The sequence below is a fragment of the Bacillus sp. FJAT-27245 genome (genome assembly GCF_001273955.1).
GTDB lineage: Bacteria > Bacillota > Bacilli > Bacillales > Cytobacillaceae > Bacillus_D.
This window is the reverse complement of record NZ_LIGI01000001.1, coordinates 4,234,357-4,249,260: the sequence shown is the minus strand read 5'-3', so window position 1 is coordinate 4,249,260 and position 14,904 is coordinate 4,234,357. Positions and strand designations below refer to the sequence as shown.

Below are 14,904 nucleotides of genomic sequence, written 5' to 3'. Positions count from 1 at the left end.
CTCTCCTGTAAAGCGCCTCTATTGTTTTTCTGTCAATACCCTTTGTTCTTCAGGCAGTCATTCAGCGATTTTTTCAAGATTACCATTCCGGTCCATTTTGAACTTCGTCGCGGGACGCTCTTCTTCTTCAAAAAGGACAAGATTGCGCGCTTTGTTCATAATTTTGAGGAGTGTTTCGTAATCCTCCTGGATGACGCCGGTGTTTTGCTCCAGGTCACGTATTTTCTCTTCCATTTCCTCGTTTTGTTTGCGAAGGTTCGCAACTTCCCGCTTCAATCTTTCATTCTCGCTTTTCAGTGCCTCAACATGTACGCTTGAACTATCATAGTTTTGCAAGAAAGCAATAACGGCTTGCATTGTAAGCCCTTGCGGTGCGGCCTCCATGCCAAAACCAGATACGGCGGATGCCGATGCGGAAAATCTCGAAGATTGAGATTGTAACACCGCCGGTTTGCCATTCAATTCTTCAACCATCTTTTCAAGATCAAAAGATGTCCGATTCTCGTCTTCGGGACGATTCAATTCGCTTGAGATTTCCATCTCCAAGCCCTGGCCTAGGCCGGACAAATCAGGCTGGACTTCAATCGGAGGGGTATAAAGAAGCTTTTTCTTTCCTCCCTGGTCTTTTCCAAGCATCCTCTGCCGCTGTTTGCGCTGCTTTTTGGCAAGCTGAAGTGCCTTTTCATACGTGTGGCGGACAACAGCGTTCCAACGGAATCCGCAAGCCGCCGATGTACGGTTCAGCTTGTCCCCGACTTCCTCGAATGCATTAAGCTGCGTGCTTCCTTCCCTTACATGGCGGAGGACTGTTTCCGCTAACAGCAAATCATCCTCGGCCGTCCAGGCATCCTGGCGAACTTTCATGTCAAAACACTCCTTCTCACTATTTGTTTCTGGGTTCATTTTTCTGGCCTCCTTGTGCAAAGAGTTCTAATTGCTGCACTTAGTTGTATGTTTTTAATATTCCTAGCAATATCATGGACACTTTTTTGAAGTTTTATACAGGAGGATAAAAGGATAGTAGAGTACGAATGCAGCAGGAAAGTTCCGCCGGCCTGCTTGCATTGGAAAGAAAGAAGCTGTAAAATACGTTAGGACCTTCTATTGGCCAATGATCCATTTACATAGATCGATTACCGGAAAGGATTTGAACGGAATGCCGAATGAATTCCGCGTGTGCGATGATTGCCAGGCAGTCAATCTGAAAACACTCATTCCGCGCCTGAAGCAGCTTGACCCGGACGCAAAAATAGAAATCGGCTGCCAGTCCTATTGCGGGCCTGGACGGAAAAAAACGTTTACGTTCGTCAATAACCGTCCGCTGGCTGCACTGAGCGAAGACGAACTGATTGAAAAAGTTTCCAAGAAACTCAAATAATTGAACTTTACTCATCTTTGCCGAACTGGGCAAGGGTGATTTTTTTATGAAAATTCCTTTTTAGCCTTCCAGATATGGAGCTACGCTTCATCCAATAAGCAAAATTTTAAAAAAATGCAAGAAGGAAACGTCGAAAATTGCTGTAGGAATTTGCTGAAAGAGGGGTGATTCCTACCAATAATGGGGATATAATAGAGACAAGTTTAGAGGGGCAGGGGTGCGAGATGGGAGTATTATCGGAAAAATTGAATGAAGAAAAAGTATTCAAGGATCCCGTCCATCGCTACGTCCATGTCCGCGACAAGATTATTTGGGATTTAATCGGGACGAAGGAATTCCAGCGGCTTAGAAGGATTAAACAGCTTGGGACGACTTTCCTGACGTTCCACGGCGCCGAACACAGCCGCTTCAACCATTCGCTTGGCGTGTATGAAATTGTCAGGCGGATAGTTGATGATGTATTTGATGGCAGGCCTGAATGGGACGAAAGCGACCGGCTGCTTACGCTTTGTGCAGCGCTTCTCCACGACCTCGGGCATGGGCCGTTTTCCCATGCGTTCGAGAAGGTTTTCCAGCTTGACCACGAAGAGTTTACCCGCGCCATCATCCTCGGCAATACGGAAGTGAACGGGATTCTCTCGAGGGCGGGCAGTGATTTTCCAAAGGACGTTGCGGAGATTATTGCGAAAACATCGGATAAAAAGCAGGTCATCAGCCTAATTTCGAGCCAAATTGATGCCGACAGGATGGACTATCTTCAACGTGACGCCTATTTTACCGGCGTCAGTTACGGCTTTTTCGACATGGAACGGATTCTTCGCGTCATGCGGCCGCGAGAAGACCAGGTCGTATTCAAACATAGCGGCATGCATGCTATTGAGGATTACATAATGAGCCGCTACCAGATGTACTGGCAGGTGTATTTTCACCCTGTATCAAGGGGGGCGGAGGTTGTATTGACGAAAATCCTCCACCGTGCCAAGGAACTCCACAGCCAGGGCCACGCCTTTAAAAACGAGCCGCTTCATTTTTATTCGATTTTTGAAGGAAACGTTACACTTGAAGACTATTTAAAGCTCGACGAATCGATTATCCTTTACTATTTTCAAATGTGGCAGGAGGAAGAGGATGCCATCCTTAGCGACCTGTGCAGGCGGTTTGTGAACCGGAATTTGTTTAAGTTCGTAGAATTCGACCCGGCCAGGGAATACAAAAAGCTGGGAGAGCTGACCGGTTTGTTCCGAAAAGCGGGAATTGACCCGGATTATTACCTCGTTGTCGATTCATCTTCCGATTTGCCGTACGATTTTTACCGTCCGGGCGAGGAAGAGGAACGGCTGCCAATCAACCTGTTAATGAAAAACGGCGATCTTCGGGAGCTTTCCCGGGAATCGGCGATTGTCGAGGCCATTTCCGGTAAAAGAAGAACCGACCACAAACTGTATTTTCCGGGGGACTTCCTGTTGGACGAATCCTCCAAGAAAAGTATTAAAAAGCAGATTCGCAGCATTCTTGACTATTAGAGATGTCTTTGGAAACTTCACCCCAGGGTTGAAGGCGCGATTTTTTAAATAGATGCCCTTCTTTTAGGCGATGTTAAAAAAGTTGATTTTTAACTGTGTTGATTGGAGCGATGATTACTCATGGGAGATTTCCCCGCGAAGTGGAAATCAGCGGCTAAATTCAACGCAGCCTTTTAAAAAGGGAGCAGGAGATGAAGAGGTTTGTTAAATGATCATGCTAGGCTGATGCATGCAGTAATGGTTTCCGGAGAGATTATCGGAAGAAAGAAACTGCAGAAAATGATATTCATTGCCAAAAAATTGGCTTTCCCTTTCCAGGAGCGGTTCCAGTTCCATTTTTACGGCCCTTATTCGGAGGAGTTGACACTCCGGGTGGAAGAACTCTGCAACATGGGCTTCCTGGAGGAATGCAAGGAAAATAAGGGCGGCTACAGCCAGTACCGCTACTGCCTGACCGAGACGGGCAAGGAATTCCTCGGCATGAGCCAAGTCGAAATGCCGAATCTGTCCGATTGCTTAACCGACATGAACAGCCAGAATGCAAGATTCCTTGAACTCGTTTCAACTGTCCTTTATTTTGATAATCTGGAGCGCCCGGAGGTTGCTGAAAAGGTATTTACCCTTAAAAGCAGCCAGCGGTATACAGAAGAAGAAATCGATGATGCGTACAAATACATCCGTCTATTAAAAGAAAAAGCTAAGCTCCAGTGAAGGGCTTAGCTTTTTGTCTTCTAGGGTAATGCGTGGCTGAAACGATCCCAAAAGCAAAATATCTTGGCGTTTAGTGCTTACTGATCGCTTGCCCTGACGCCTGCCTTGGCATAATGATTCTTCGCCATTTCTTCAATGATGACGGTAATGTTTTCCTTCGGTGCACCGGCTGTTTCAACGACGGCTTCGGTTACTTTTTCAACAAGCGCCTTTTTCTGTTCATCGGTGCGCCCTTCAAGCATTTTGACTGTTACGATTGGCATATGAAATTCCTCCTCTTAAGTACCTACTCCCAGTTTTCCATAAACAGAAAAAAACCGCAAGCAGGCGGCAGGCTGTTTTCAATTTCCGGCTTTCATCGTGTATACTTGAGGGAAGACGCCGGAATAAAGTGGGCCTTCCATTCGCGGTGGTTTTTCGCCACGATAATAGGAGGATAAATTACTTGTTCCGAATATAGATAGAACAATATAGTACAGGGGGAAAACATTTGAGTCTTTTTCCATATAATACGCTAGAAAAGTTCGTGTTCGCGGCATTGACCCTGGTAATTGCATTTTCGGTGCATGAATTTGCCCACGCCTATACGGCCTGGAAATTCGGCGACAACACTGCGAAGAACCAGGGAAGGCTGACGCTCAACCCTATTAAGCATATCGACCCGATTGGCGCCATCATGATTTTTGTCGTCGGGTTCGGCTGGGCGCGGCCTGTCCCGGTCAACCGCTTCTTTTTTAAAAATCCCCGCCTGGCGGGTATCCTTGTTTCCGTTGCGGGGCCTCTAAGCAATTTCATTCTTGCTTCAATCGGCTTCCTCGTTTTTTTCAGCATAGGGCGCTTCGGGGCTGACGGTGCTTACATCGAAACGATGGTTGAGTTTTTGAACACGTTCATTTGGCTTAATCTTGTTCTGTTTGTCTTTAACCTGATGCCGCTGCCGCCGCTTGACGGTTACAGGATTGTTGAGGATTTGGCGCCGGGCGGCCTCCGGGCAAAAATGACCCAGTATGAGCAGTACGGTACGTTCATCTTTCTAATTCTGGTTATAACGCCGCTTGGTGATTACACAATCTGGCCAGTGTTTCGGGTCATTCTTCCCGCCCTTGCGGATGGGATGTACCAATTTTTCTTATCGTTCTTTATATAAAGGAATTTTACAAATTGCTGGTCGCAGGGAGGTTGTTTCGGAATGGAAGAAAAAAAGAAAAAGGTCGCCTTTAATATTATCAAGACCGATCCGCTCGATAACCATAAAGGCTTTGGAAAAGGCGTGCTTTCCCTTGATAATGTCTCACCGGTCATCATCGATGTTGAAGAAGGGGAGGCGGCCATCGATGTTGGGGCAATGCATGCGCGCAGTGTAGTTGAAAAGGGAATTAAGTTTCTGCCTAATAGGGAAGACGTTCCGAATGCAAAGCTGTACTGGCTCATTTGGGTGACGATTGACCGGAATGAGAACGGTCCTTATTATGCAGGGGTTACGGCCTGCGAGATGACTGTTAACCGTGAAATCCGCCGAGGGTATAAATCGCTTCCTGAGCATGTGAACAGAATGGACAAATCGCTGAAGCGCCAGATTATCGTCAGCCACATGGACGACAAGTCGAAAAAAATACTCACTGATTTCCTGAAGGCACATAACGAAGCCTTTTGGGAAAACTCGTCCGAGGAACTGAAAAATGGCCTTGCCATAAAATAAAATGAACCTTTCAATAATGGGAGGTTAATAAATCCCCACTTCCGCTGAAGATTAGCGGGGATTGCCGGGACCAAGGAATTGGAAAGAGCCGACAGCTTTTGCTGTACGGCTCTTTTTTCGCATTGGCATCGCTGGCCGGAGAGGATGACTCTTGCTAGTCTCCCCAATCCCAAAGCCGCCTGTACCACGACTTACCGCCCTTATCTGTTTGTGTATCCTTTCCATCCGTTGAGCGGGTGTGTTCGAGATGTTCGGTGCAGTATTCCACCGGCTCTGTCCCGGAGACAAAGTAGGTAAAGCGGCGGATTGGGCATTCGTTCACCGCAAGTTTTCCGTTTGCGGGATCGACATAAACGCCTGTAACCCCGTCCCGGGGCGGCTTGAACGCTTTGACCGGCTTACCATACAGCGCATTCTCCATGAATCGGGCCCAAATTTGCTTCGCGTAGGATTTTTCCGGGACGCTGTCAATCTCCCTGGCATCATCATATCCTGTCCAGACTGCGGAAACGAGCTGCGGCGTAAAGCCAATCATCCAGCTGTCGGTCGGGGTCGACCCGGATTTACCAGCATATGGCCTGGTCATTCCTTTGGCGATTGTGCTACCTGTGACTGACGTATAACCGTTCAGCTTTGTGTCAAATACCCCTGTCATCATCTGTGTCATCACATAGGCCCTCGCTGGATCAAGCACCAGTTCATCGCGTTCGCTGTTCTCGTAAAGGAGTTTCCCGTCAGCGGTTTCCACCCGGGTAATCAGCGTCGGTTCAACCTTTTTGCCGCCATTGGCGAACAGGCTGTAGGCATTCGCCATTTCAATGACCCGTACGCCCGATGTCCCAAGCGCGAGTGAAGGGACTTTTGCCATCCTGGTTGTGATTCCGAAATCTTTCGCGGTTTCAACAAGCGTGTCCTCGCCAAGGAACAAATGGGTTTTGACGGCATACACATTGTCAGAGACGGCAAGTGCCTGGGCAAGCGTAATTTCACCGTCCGCATATTTATTATTGTAATTGTGCGGTGTATAATCAGGGCTGCCATTTTCAAACCGGAATGTTGTCTTCTCGCTTCGTATCAGCGTTGAAGGTGTGTAGCCTTGCCCGAGCGCCGCGTAATAGAGGAGCGGCTTGATTGTTGATCCTGGTGCCCGAATTGCCTGGACCGCCCGGTTGAACGGGCTTTTTTCATAATCCCGTCCACCGGCCAACGCCTTTACATGCCCATTCTTCGGGTCAATCGCTACAAGGGCAGCCTGAATTTCGGAGTCGGGGGAGATGACCGACTGAATTTGTTTCTCGGCGGCTTCCTGCTGTTTTGGGTCAAGGGTCGTATATACCCTTAAGCCCCCAAGCGCAATAGCCCGCTCATTCAGGCCAAGCTGGTTCCGTAATGCATTCGCGACTGCGTCCTGGAAATAGGGTGCCATCTTCAACTCCCGATGAGGGTCCCTTCCCGTCAGCCCCAATTGTGAGGCGAAAGCTTTTTCCGCATCCCCGCTTTTGATGTAGCCGTTTCTTACCATTGCTTTTAAAATAATGCCCTGCCGCTGCTTGGCCCTTTCCATGGAGGCGAATGGTGAAAAAGCACCAGGCCCTTTTGGAATGCCGGCAAGCATTGAGGCTTCGGCGAGGGATAATTCAGATGCGTTTTTCCCAAAATAATACTGGCTCGCGGCTTGGATGCCATATGCCCGATTGCCGTAATAGATTGTATTTAAATAACCCTCAAGGATTTGTTCCTTGGAATAATTCATTTCAAGCCGAATTGCGTAAAGCGCTTCCCGGAGTTTTCTGGCCCATGTTTTATCATGTTCCAGGAATAGGTTCCTGGCATATTGCATCGTTACGGTACTAGCGCCCTGGACTTTGCCGAACGCCTTGATATCGGCTATGGCCGCCCCGGCAATCCGTTTCAGGTCAAAGCCGCTGTGGTCGTAAAATTTCCTGTCTTCTATTGAAATGGTCGCATCAACCAAATAAGGCGATATTTCTTTAAGCGGTACCCAGTATCGCTTTTGCCCATAGTTGGTTTCCCCGACAATCGTTCCATCCTCCGCAAAATAGAGGGTCGACTGGGGCACTGCCAGAGGAGGAGCGCCAAGCACCTTGACGTACATGAGCAAAATCAGGGCTGCCAACGCCAAAAGCGCGGAACTAAACAAACCAAGAAAAGCGGCCGCCCGCAAGTACTTCACAACTCGTCTTAACCCATGCCCAGTAATGGTTTCCATGCCTTCACCCCATTTGCATTTCCCTTGGGAAAAATTCGCCCAACCCGGGCCGTATCAACAGTATGAAAGGAATGGGGGGATTTTAAACATTATGGGCTCTAAAGCTTCAAAATATTTCTTGCATTTTTGCCGGATTCCTCTATACTTTTTCTCATGTTTGCATTTATAAAGTTGGGGAAGTATAGCAGTAGAAACGGCGGCTTTTTTTGTCGGCTAATCACTGCTCCCGGGCAAAAACTATTTTGAAAGGAAGATGGAAATGGGTGGACTTTGGTTTACTGAAAAACAGACTGAAAACTTTGGAATCACGATGAAAGTAAAACGCACATTACATACAGAACAGACAGATTTTCAAATGCTTGAAATGGTTGAAACGGAAGAATGGGGCAATATGCTTCTTCTAGACGGGATGGTTATGACATCCATTAAAGACGAATTCGTCTACCATGAAATGGTTGCTCACGTTCCGTTGTTCACCCATCCTAATCCGGAAAATGTCCTCGTTGTCGGCGGCGGCGATGGAGGGGTTATCCGCGAGGTGCTCAAGCATCCACAGGTGAAAAAAGCGACCCTCGTTGACATAGATGGCAAGGTTATTGAGTACTCCAAGAAATTTTTGCCGGAAATCGCTGGAAAGCTTGATGACCCGCGCGTTGAAGTGAAGGTAGGCGACGGCTTCATGCATATCGCCGAAAGCGAAAATGCCTACGATGTTATTATGGTTGACTCGACCGAACCGGTTGGACCGGCCGTGAATCTGTTCACAAAAGGCTTCTATGCCGGCATTTCGAAGGCATTGAAGGAAGATGGCATCTTTGTTGCCCAGTCCGACAATCCTTGGTTCAAAGCCGACCTAATTCGTGATGTTCAGCGTGATGTGAAGGAAATCTTCCCGATTACCCGCCTGTACATTGCCAACATCCCGACATATCCAAGCGGCATGTGGGCTTTCACAATCGGATCCAAGAAATACGATCCGCTAGAAGTATCGGAAGACCGTTTCCATGATATCGAAACAAAGTACTATACAAAGGAACTCCACAAAGCTGCATTCGTTTTGCCTAAGTTTGTAGGGGATCTTGTGAAGTAGAATCCTTCAGGGCTGGGGTAAAGCCGGCCTTGGGTAAAATAGAATGAAGCACTACGGAGGGAGGCATAGTCTCCCTCTCGTTGTGCAGGAAAGGACGTTGCACAATGCGATTTGACGAAGCTTATTCAGGAAATGTATTTATTAAGAGCCATCCAAACTTTGAAGAAAGCAAAGCTGTCCTGTACGGAATGCCGATGGACTGGACGGTCAGCTACCGCCCGGGTTCACGTTTCGGCCCCGCGAGGATTCGCGAGGTTTCGATCGGCCTGGAAGAATACAGCCCGTACCTTGACCGTGAGCTTGATGATGTAAAGTATTTCGATGCCGGAGACATTCCGCTTCCGTTCGGAAACCCGCAGCGAAGCCTTGATATCATTGAGGACTTTGTTGATAAGGTTCTTGCGGAAGGAAAGTTCCCGCTTGGCATGGGCGGCGAGCATCTTGTATCCTGGCCTGTCATGAAGGCTGTTTACAAAAAATATCCGGACCTTGCCATCATCCATATGGATGCGCACACCGACCTTCGTGAAGAGTATGAAGGCGAGCCGCTGTCCCACTCGACGCCAATCCGTAAAATTGCCGAGCTGATTGGGCCATCGAATGTTTATTCTTTTGGCATCCGCTCCGGCATGAAGGAAGAATTCGATTGGGCTAAGAACTCAGGCATGCATATTTCCAAATTCGAGGTACTGGAGCCTTTGAAAGGAATTTTGCCGAAGCTTGCCGGCCGTCCGGTTTATGTTACGATCGACATTGACGTCCTCGACCCGGCCCATGCACCAGGCACAGGCACAGTTGATGCTGGCGGCATTACATCGCGTGAACTGCTCGCTTCCATCCACGAGATCGCTCGCTCCGAAGTGAAGGTGGTTGGCGCGGACCTTGTTGAAGTGGCGCCGATTTACGACAACTCCGAACAAACCGCCAACACCGCAAGCAAGCTCCTCCGCGAAATGTTGCTCGGCTGGGTGAAATAGGTTTGGCTTGCTTATTCGGATTTGAATGACATCATTTCGTTATTTCGGTCGGACAATGTCCCTTATTTTGTTTTGAGTGACGCCTTTTCGGGATTTAGCCGAATCTTTGTCACTCATCCGGGTTGGATAACACTTCCGGTTTTTGAGCAATTCGTTGTCAGACCACTAAACAACTAGTGCCTGTTTCTTCCATGAAACAGGCACTTTTTGAATTGTCGGCTGCTGAAAGCTATAATAAAGTGATACTGCTTCGAGCAGGTAGAGCTGTGTAAACATTCATGATATAATTTTTTATTTATAAGGGATGAAAAAGGAGTGGAGCCGGATGGACCCGAAACCTGTTAGAGTGACCATCAGCACCTCGATTGTCCAATCCGGTGTGAAGGATGAATACACAACCGGCGGTACCGGTTTTTTTTACAAAAAGGGAAGTGGCGTCTACCTTCAATATGAGGAAATAGTGGAAGAGGGCAGCATCCGCACTATTTTAAAAATGGAAAGCGGGGAAGCATTGCTACTAAGAAGCGGTGTCGTGAAAATGAGGATGCCATTAAGGCTCGGTGAAGAAACCAGGGGCAGCTATAATACCCAATATGGTACGCTTCCTGTTGCCGCTGTCACGGACAGGCTTGCCCAGGGGATTAGGGAAAACGGCCGCGGCGGCATGTTCATTCTGAAATACGACTTGCAGATTGCTGGCTCACCCGCCGGTACATATAGCCTGACGATAACGTTTGAGGAGGAAAACGAATGAATTTAGTTGAACAGGTCCAACAAAACCTAAAAGAGGAAATCAAAGCGGCCGTCCTGAAAGCCGGCCTAGCTTCTGAAGAACAGCTTCCCGAAGTAATTCTTGAAGTCCCGAAGGAAAAAGCACATGGCGACTATTCGACCAATATGGCGATGCAGCTGGCGCGAGTGGCTAAAAAGGCGCCGCGTGCCATTGCTGAAGCACTTGTCGAACATTTCGACCGCACGAAGGCTTCAATTGAAAAAATTGAACTGGCGGGGCCGGGGTTCATTAATTTTTACATGGACAATAGCTACCTGACCGGGCTAATTCCGGCGATTCTGGACGCCGGCGACAAATACGGAGAATCGAATGTCGGAAAAGGGCAAAAGATTCAGGTCGAATTTGTTTCCGCCAACCCAACTGGAGACCTGCATCTTGGGCATGCCCGGGGCGCGGCTGTCGGGGATTCGCTCTCTAACATCCTTGCCAAGGCCGGCTACGATGTTTCGCGCGAATACTACATCAATGATGCTGGCAACCAAATCAACAATCTGGCCTTATCCGTTGAAGCGCGTTATTTCCAGGCGCTCGGCCTTGATAAGGAAATGCCGGAGGACGGCTACCATGGTGAGGACATTATTGGAATCGGAAAGCAGCTTGCCGAGGAATACGGCGATAAATTTGTCCATGCACCGGAAGATGAGCGCTTCAGCTTTTTCCGCGACTATGGCCTGAAATACGAAATGGCCAAGCTCAAGAAGGATTTGAAGGATTTCCGCGTTGAATTTGACGTTTGGTATTCCGAGACTTCTTTGTACCATAATGGGAAAATCGACGCCGCTTTAAAAACGCTCCGCGATAACGGCCATATTTACGAGGAGGAAGGAGCGACCTGGCTGCGCTCGACTCCATTCGGCGACGATAAGGACCGCGTATTGATCAAACAGGACGGGTCATACACGTACCTGACTCCGGATCTGGCCTATCATAAGGACAAGCTTGACCGTGGCTTTGAAAAGCTGATCAACGTGTGGGGTGCGGACCACCATGGCTATATTCCGCGGATGAGGGCGGCCATCCAGGCGCTCGGCTATGACAAGGACGTTCTTGAAGTTGAAATTATCCAGCTTGTCCATTTGTATAAAAACGGCGAGAAAATGAAGATGAGCAAGCGTACCGGCAAAGCGGTCACCATGCGTGAACTTGTCGAGGAAGTCGGCCTTGATGCGACGCGCTATTTCTTCGCTATGCGCAGTGCCGATACACATATGGATTTCGACCTTGACCTTGCCGTATCCCAGTCGAACGACAACCCGGTTTACTATGCCCAATATGCGCATGCCCGCATTTCGAGCATCCTGCGCCAAGCAGCGGAACAGGGATTTGAAGTGAGCAAGGATGTCAATTTAGATCTAGTCAGCTCTGAAAAGGAAATCGACCTGCTGAAAAAGCTTGGCGAATTCCCGCAGGCTGTCGGCGAAGCGGCGCTGAAACGTACTCCACACCGGATTGCGAACTATGTCTTTGATTTGGCATCCACTTTCCATAGCTTCTACAATGCCGAAAAGGTTGTCGACAAAGAGCACGGGGACCGCACTAAGGCGCGCCTTGCACTCGTAAAGACTGTCCAGATGACCATGAAAAATGCATTGTCCCTTATCGGCGTTTCCGCACCTGATAAGATGTAACAGCAATATACCAAGCCCCCTGGCTCTTTCTGGGGGCTTTTTGCATGTATTTTTGCTGCCTCCCATTGGGATAGAAAAAGCCCAGTCGGCAAATAGTAAATAAGAGAATTTCGAGTGAGGAGTGGTAGCATGAATGTGGGCCGCGCAAAGGAAATCATGGAATCGGCGGATAATATAACTGTTACATACGAAGGAAGCCGGGTCATCATCCAGAACATTGACGAAAAACAAAAAACGGCCCGGATCTACTGGCGGGACAGCCCCGAACAGGAGCGCACCGTTCCTGTCCTGAATTTAATTGAAGAAATGGATTAGGCCCGTTTGGAACGCGGGCTTTAAAAAAGAAGCCTAACCTGGAGGCTTCTTTTTTAAGTACAGTATTTAAAAAATGAATACTACTCCCCCAAAAACCCTTTCACTTCCACTCAATGGCTGCCCCGCCGATCCGTTTCACTCCGCGGATGGCGGCTACTTCGGGTACAAGCTTCAATAACGCCTGGTCCTTTGTTTTAGCCTCAATCATGAAATCGACATCGTGGCCAATTTCCCGAAGCAGCTTCAATAATGGCATAATAAATTCCAAATCGACATGGTCCGCGTGCGAGCGGAAGGCGTTCTCTGATTTTGGCGAAGAAACATGGATTTTTGGAACATGCTCCATATGCACCCATGTCGAAAAAACTTCCGGCAAAAGCTCCTCAAGCGGGCGGGTGGATGGATTCGCCATATGATGGTGGTAATCGAAGGCGAGCGGTATCCGTTCTTTCAAGCAAGCGGCCAATGTTTCTTCGGTTGTATAGGTCTTGTCATCATTTTCAAGCGTCATCGCCGCCTTGATAGGGGAAGGGAGCTTCCGTAAATTTTCGTGGAATCGGCCGATTGCAGAATCCTTGTCCCCGTATGCACCGCCAATATGGATATTGAGTGTTCCCCATTCCTGAAGCCCCATGCATTCAAGCATCCCGTAATGGTACTCCATATCCCGGATGGCATTCTCCGTTACCTCTGTGCGAGGCGAAGTAAACAGTGTGTATTGGTTCGGGTGGAAGCTGGCCCGAAGCCTGTATTTCTTCACTAGCTCCCCTATTTCAAGCCATTCATTCCGAAAAGGGGACGAGTAGTCCCAAGAAGCTTCGGGATGTGTCGCAAGCGGTACAATTGAGCTGGAAAACCGGTACACATCTATGCCGTGCGCGATATTGTAGTAAAGAATCCTCCTCGTATTCCAGAGATTTTCGGCAGTAATGGAAAGCAGTTTCTCCCGCCGTTCGTCCTTCCCAAGAAGCTTGTAGCGGGCAAAGGTCATCGTCCTGGACGGGGAAGCTTCCCAGAGGGAAGGAGCCGTCGACACATAGCCAAACCGTATTTTCAAAAAAACACCCTCTTAGCCATTAAATGTATCCCATCTTTTCGGGCCTTCATTGCCATCGCTCATAATAACACGGATAGCACCCTGGCAATAAGCTCCTTAACAGTGCGCCCAAAATTGGGCTTTTCAAGGAAGGAGAGTTTTAATTCCCTCGATGCCTTGATATCATTCTCAAGGATGGCCGCGGCTTCGCTTATTTGCTCGGGCCCGAACATATAGCAATTGATTTCACTGTTTAGAAAAAGGCTTCTTTTATCAAAATTCGCAGTTCCGATATCACAGACAGCATTGTCGATCAGCAATGTCTTTGCGTGGTAAAAGCCGTTCAAGTATTGGTATACCCTTGCGCCTTTTTTAATTAGCCGGCGAAGGTATGTGTAGGAGCCTTCCTGCACAAGAGGATGGTCGGCAATTCCCGGAACAATGATGGCGAGTGAAACCCCCCGTTCGAGGCAAGCCATAAGCTCGGAAAACAGCTTTTTGCTTGGGATGAAATAGGGGCTGCCGATGATGACTCGTTCCTTTGCTGTTTTTAAAAGTTCCAGGCTTGTCTCCTCAAGCAGGTATCCCGCGGTTGGAACAAGCTGATGGTCGGCTTGCCCTTTCCCTTTATCACAAATATAAATTGGGTGTTGCCGCAAATCCTCCCCGGCTGCCTCTTTCCAATCCATCAGGAACACATCCTGCAGGTCCTGAATAGAACCACCGGATAGCTTCAGATGGTAATCCCGCCAAGGCGAAAGCTTCGGATGGCCGCCGATGTACTCATTCCCCACGTTATACCCTCCAAGGTAGCCAATTCTACCATCTACAATCGTTATTTTCCGATGGTTCCTTGCCTGCAGGGTATAAAAAAGAAATGGGAATCTGGGTTTGTGTGAAAATGCGAAATGGATCCCATCCTCTTTAAAGGAGGTGATGGTTTCTTTTTTTATGGCCATGCTGCCAACCCAGTCAACGAGCAGCCGGACTTCAACGCCAGAACGCGCTTTTTCACGAAGGAGGCTGAAAAATTCCTGGCTCAGGGCATCTTCTTTGACAATGTAGAATAAAACATGAATATAGCGGTCTGCCTGTCTTAGCTCCGAAAAATAATCCTTGAACAATTCACTGCCCCTGGTAAAAAAACGGATTGTCCCCTTTCGCCGCGGCAGGGGGGAGAAACCAGTTTCCCTAATCCGCTTTGCCCTCCCAAAATGGAGGTCAGCGGGAAGCCAGGCCAGGAACAGCGCCAAACAAGCAATGACAAGGATGAAAAACATACTGCCTGCCTCCGTTCCTGTTTTTGTATGGCCAACCGGAAATGGCGCTTGAGCTTTTCTTTGTCCAGCTCGAGCACCTAGCCCCTCGAGGTCGCTTCGGTCCTTCAGGTGAAGCCAAAGGGCGGCTTCCCTTCAGGCCCACCAGCGCTTGTCGGGGCTGAACAAGGCGCTTGAGCTTTTCTTATTCCAATAGCTTTTACCGGAAAGAGGGGTTGTATGAATTGAAAGCGATTGACAAAATTGT

15 protein-coding genes are annotated in these 14,904 nt (G+C 48.5%); 10 read left to right on the top strand and 5 right to left on the bottom strand.

Features of this window, described 5'->3' with window-relative positions:
* Window positions 1-57 precede the first annotated feature (57 nt).
* Window positions 58-864 carry an RsfA family transcriptional regulator gene (locus tag ADU24_RS20770; protein ID WP_053369033.1) on the bottom strand — a complete coding sequence of 269 codons (807 nt, stop codon included), beginning with the start codon at window positions 862-864 and terminating at the stop codon, window positions 58-60.
* 292 nt (window positions 865-1,156) lie between these two features.
* Between ADU24_RS20770 and ADU24_RS20765 the strand changes: the two genes are divergently transcribed.
* The 3 genes from ADU24_RS20765 (at window position 1,157) to ADU24_RS20755 (ending at window position 3,612) form a co-directional block, all read left to right on the top strand.
* Window positions 1,157-1,378 (top strand): DUF1450 domain-containing protein, encoded by a 222-nt coding sequence (locus tag ADU24_RS20765; protein WP_053369032.1) that lies wholly within the window; start codon window positions 1,157-1,159, stop codon window positions 1,376-1,378.
* A gap of 224 nt (window positions 1,379-1,602) precedes the next feature.
* On the top strand, window positions 1,603-2,901 hold the full coding sequence (locus tag ADU24_RS20760; RefSeq protein WP_053368429.1) for an HD domain-containing protein: 1,299 nt from the start codon (window positions 1,603-1,605) through the stop codon (window positions 2,899-2,901).
* A 201-nt stretch (window positions 2,902-3,102) separates the two neighbouring features.
* Complete coding sequence (locus ADU24_RS20755; RefSeq protein ID WP_053368428.1) at window positions 3,103-3,612, top strand: YwgA family protein; 510 nt, start codon at window positions 3,103-3,105, stop codon at window positions 3,610-3,612.
* A 77-nt stretch (window positions 3,613-3,689) separates the two neighbouring features.
* On the opposite strand, the gene ADU24_RS20750 is transcribed toward ADU24_RS20755, so the two are convergent.
* On the bottom strand, window positions 3,690-3,875 hold the full coding sequence (locus tag ADU24_RS20750) for a 2-hydroxymuconate tautomerase (protein WP_053368427.1): 186 nt from the start codon (window positions 3,873-3,875) through the stop codon (window positions 3,690-3,692).
* Between the two features lie 227 nt (window positions 3,876-4,102).
* On the opposite strand from ADU24_RS20750, the gene ADU24_RS20745 reads away from it, so the two are divergent.
* Together ADU24_RS20745 and ADU24_RS20740 are read left to right on the top strand one after the other, a co-directional pair.
* Entirely contained in the window at window positions 4,103-4,759 is a 657-nt protein-coding gene (locus ADU24_RS20745; protein ID WP_053368426.1) for a site-2 protease family protein, read from the top strand.
* Window positions 4,760-4,801: 42 nt separating this feature from the next.
* Window positions 4,802-5,311 carry a YwhD family protein gene (locus ADU24_RS20740; protein ID WP_053368425.1) on the top strand — a complete coding sequence of 170 codons (510 nt, stop codon included), beginning with the start codon at window positions 4,802-4,804 and terminating at the stop codon, window positions 5,309-5,311.
* 154 nt (window positions 5,312-5,465) lie between these two features.
* Here ADU24_RS20740 and ADU24_RS20735 read toward each other — a convergent pair whose 3' ends face one another.
* Window positions 5,466-7,541 carry a transglycosylase domain-containing protein gene (locus tag ADU24_RS20735; protein ID WP_053368424.1) on the bottom strand — a complete coding sequence of 692 codons (2,076 nt, stop codon included), beginning with the start codon at window positions 7,539-7,541 and terminating at the stop codon, window positions 5,466-5,468.
* 259 nt (window positions 7,542-7,800) lie between these two features.
* Between ADU24_RS20735 and speE the strand changes: the two genes are divergently transcribed.
* The 5 genes from speE (at window position 7,801) to ADU24_RS20710 (ending at window position 12,344) form a co-directional block, all read left to right on the top strand.
* Window positions 7,801-8,631 carry a spermidine synthase gene (speE, locus tag ADU24_RS20730; protein ID WP_053368423.1) on the top strand — a complete coding sequence of 277 codons (831 nt, stop codon included), beginning with the start codon at window positions 7,801-7,803 and terminating at the stop codon, window positions 8,629-8,631.
* 104 nt (window positions 8,632-8,735) lie between these two features.
* On the top strand, window positions 8,736-9,608 hold the full coding sequence (gene speB, locus ADU24_RS20725) for an agmatinase (RefSeq protein WP_053368422.1): 873 nt from the start codon (window positions 8,736-8,738) through the stop codon (window positions 9,606-9,608).
* Window positions 9,609-9,933: 325 nt separating this feature from the next.
* On the top strand, window positions 9,934-10,362 hold the full coding sequence (locus ADU24_RS20720) for a DUF1934 domain-containing protein (RefSeq protein WP_053368421.1): 429 nt from the start codon (window positions 9,934-9,936) through the stop codon (window positions 10,360-10,362).
* The gene (gene argS, locus ADU24_RS20715; protein WP_053368420.1) at window positions 10,359-12,029 is read left to right on the top strand and encodes an arginine--tRNA ligase; all 1,671 of its coding nucleotides are present in this window, start codon (window positions 10,359-10,361) and stop codon (window positions 12,027-12,029) included. Before ADU24_RS20720 ends, argS begins: the two co-directional genes overlap by 4 nt.
* Window positions 12,030-12,158: 129 nt before the next feature.
* Window positions 12,159-12,344 carry an H-type small acid-soluble spore protein gene (locus tag ADU24_RS20710; RefSeq protein ID WP_053368419.1) on the top strand — a complete coding sequence of 62 codons (186 nt, stop codon included), beginning with the start codon at window positions 12,159-12,161 and terminating at the stop codon, window positions 12,342-12,344.
* Window positions 12,345-12,444: 100 nt separating this feature from the next.
* On the opposite strand, the gene uvsE is transcribed toward ADU24_RS20710, so the two are convergent.
* Both uvsE and ADU24_RS20700 read right to left on the bottom strand, forming a co-directional pair.
* Complete coding sequence (gene uvsE / locus ADU24_RS20705; RefSeq protein WP_053368418.1) at window positions 12,445-13,401, bottom strand: UV DNA damage repair endonuclease UvsE; 957 nt, start codon at window positions 13,399-13,401, stop codon at window positions 12,445-12,447.
* Between the two features lie 59 nt (window positions 13,402-13,460).
* The gene (locus ADU24_RS20700) at window positions 13,461-14,660 is read right to left on the bottom strand and encodes a phospholipase D-like domain-containing protein (RefSeq protein WP_053368417.1); all 1,200 of its coding nucleotides are present in this window, start codon (window positions 14,658-14,660) and stop codon (window positions 13,461-13,463) included.
* Window positions 14,661-14,904: the final 244 nt, after the last annotated feature.

Excerpts from the sequence above, each read along its gene's own strand:
- ADU24_RS20770 (WP_053369033.1), bottom strand. The coding sequence starts at position 864 with ATGAAAGTTCGCCAGGATGCCTGGACGGCCGAGGATGATTTGCTGTTA.
- ADU24_RS20765 (WP_053369032.1), top strand. The coding sequence starts at position 1,157 with ATGCCGAATGAATTCCGCGTGTGCGATGATTGCCAGGCAGTCAATCTG.
- ADU24_RS20760 (WP_053368429.1), top strand. The coding sequence starts at position 1,603 with ATGGGAGTATTATCGGAAAAATTGAATGAAGAAAAAGTATTCAAGGAT.
- ADU24_RS20750 (WP_053368427.1), bottom strand. The coding sequence starts at position 3,875 with ATGCCAATCGTAACAGTCAAAATGCTTGAAGGGCGCACCGATGAACAG.
- ADU24_RS20740 (WP_053368425.1), top strand. The coding sequence starts at position 4,802 with ATGGAAGAAAAAAAGAAAAAGGTCGCCTTTAATATTATCAAGACCGAT.
- ADU24_RS20735 (WP_053368424.1), bottom strand. The coding sequence starts at position 7,541 with ATGGAAACCATTACTGGGCATGGGTTAAGACGAGTTGTGAAGTACTTG.
- speE (WP_053368423.1), top strand. The coding sequence starts at position 7,801 with ATGGGTGGACTTTGGTTTACTGAAAAACAGACTGAAAACTTTGGAATC.
- speB (WP_053368422.1), top strand. The coding sequence starts at position 8,736 with ATGCGATTTGACGAAGCTTATTCAGGAAATGTATTTATTAAGAGCCAT.
- ADU24_RS20720 (WP_053368421.1), top strand. The coding sequence starts at position 9,934 with ATGGACCCGAAACCTGTTAGAGTGACCATCAGCACCTCGATTGTCCAA.
- argS (WP_053368420.1), top strand. The coding sequence starts at position 10,359 with ATGAATTTAGTTGAACAGGTCCAACAAAACCTAAAAGAGGAAATCAAA.
- ADU24_RS20710 (WP_053368419.1), top strand. The coding sequence starts at position 12,159 with ATGAATGTGGGCCGCGCAAAGGAAATCATGGAATCGGCGGATAATATA.
- ADU24_RS20700 (WP_053368417.1), bottom strand. The coding sequence starts at position 14,660 with ATGTTTTTCATCCTTGTCATTGCTTGTTTGGCGCTGTTCCTGGCCTGG.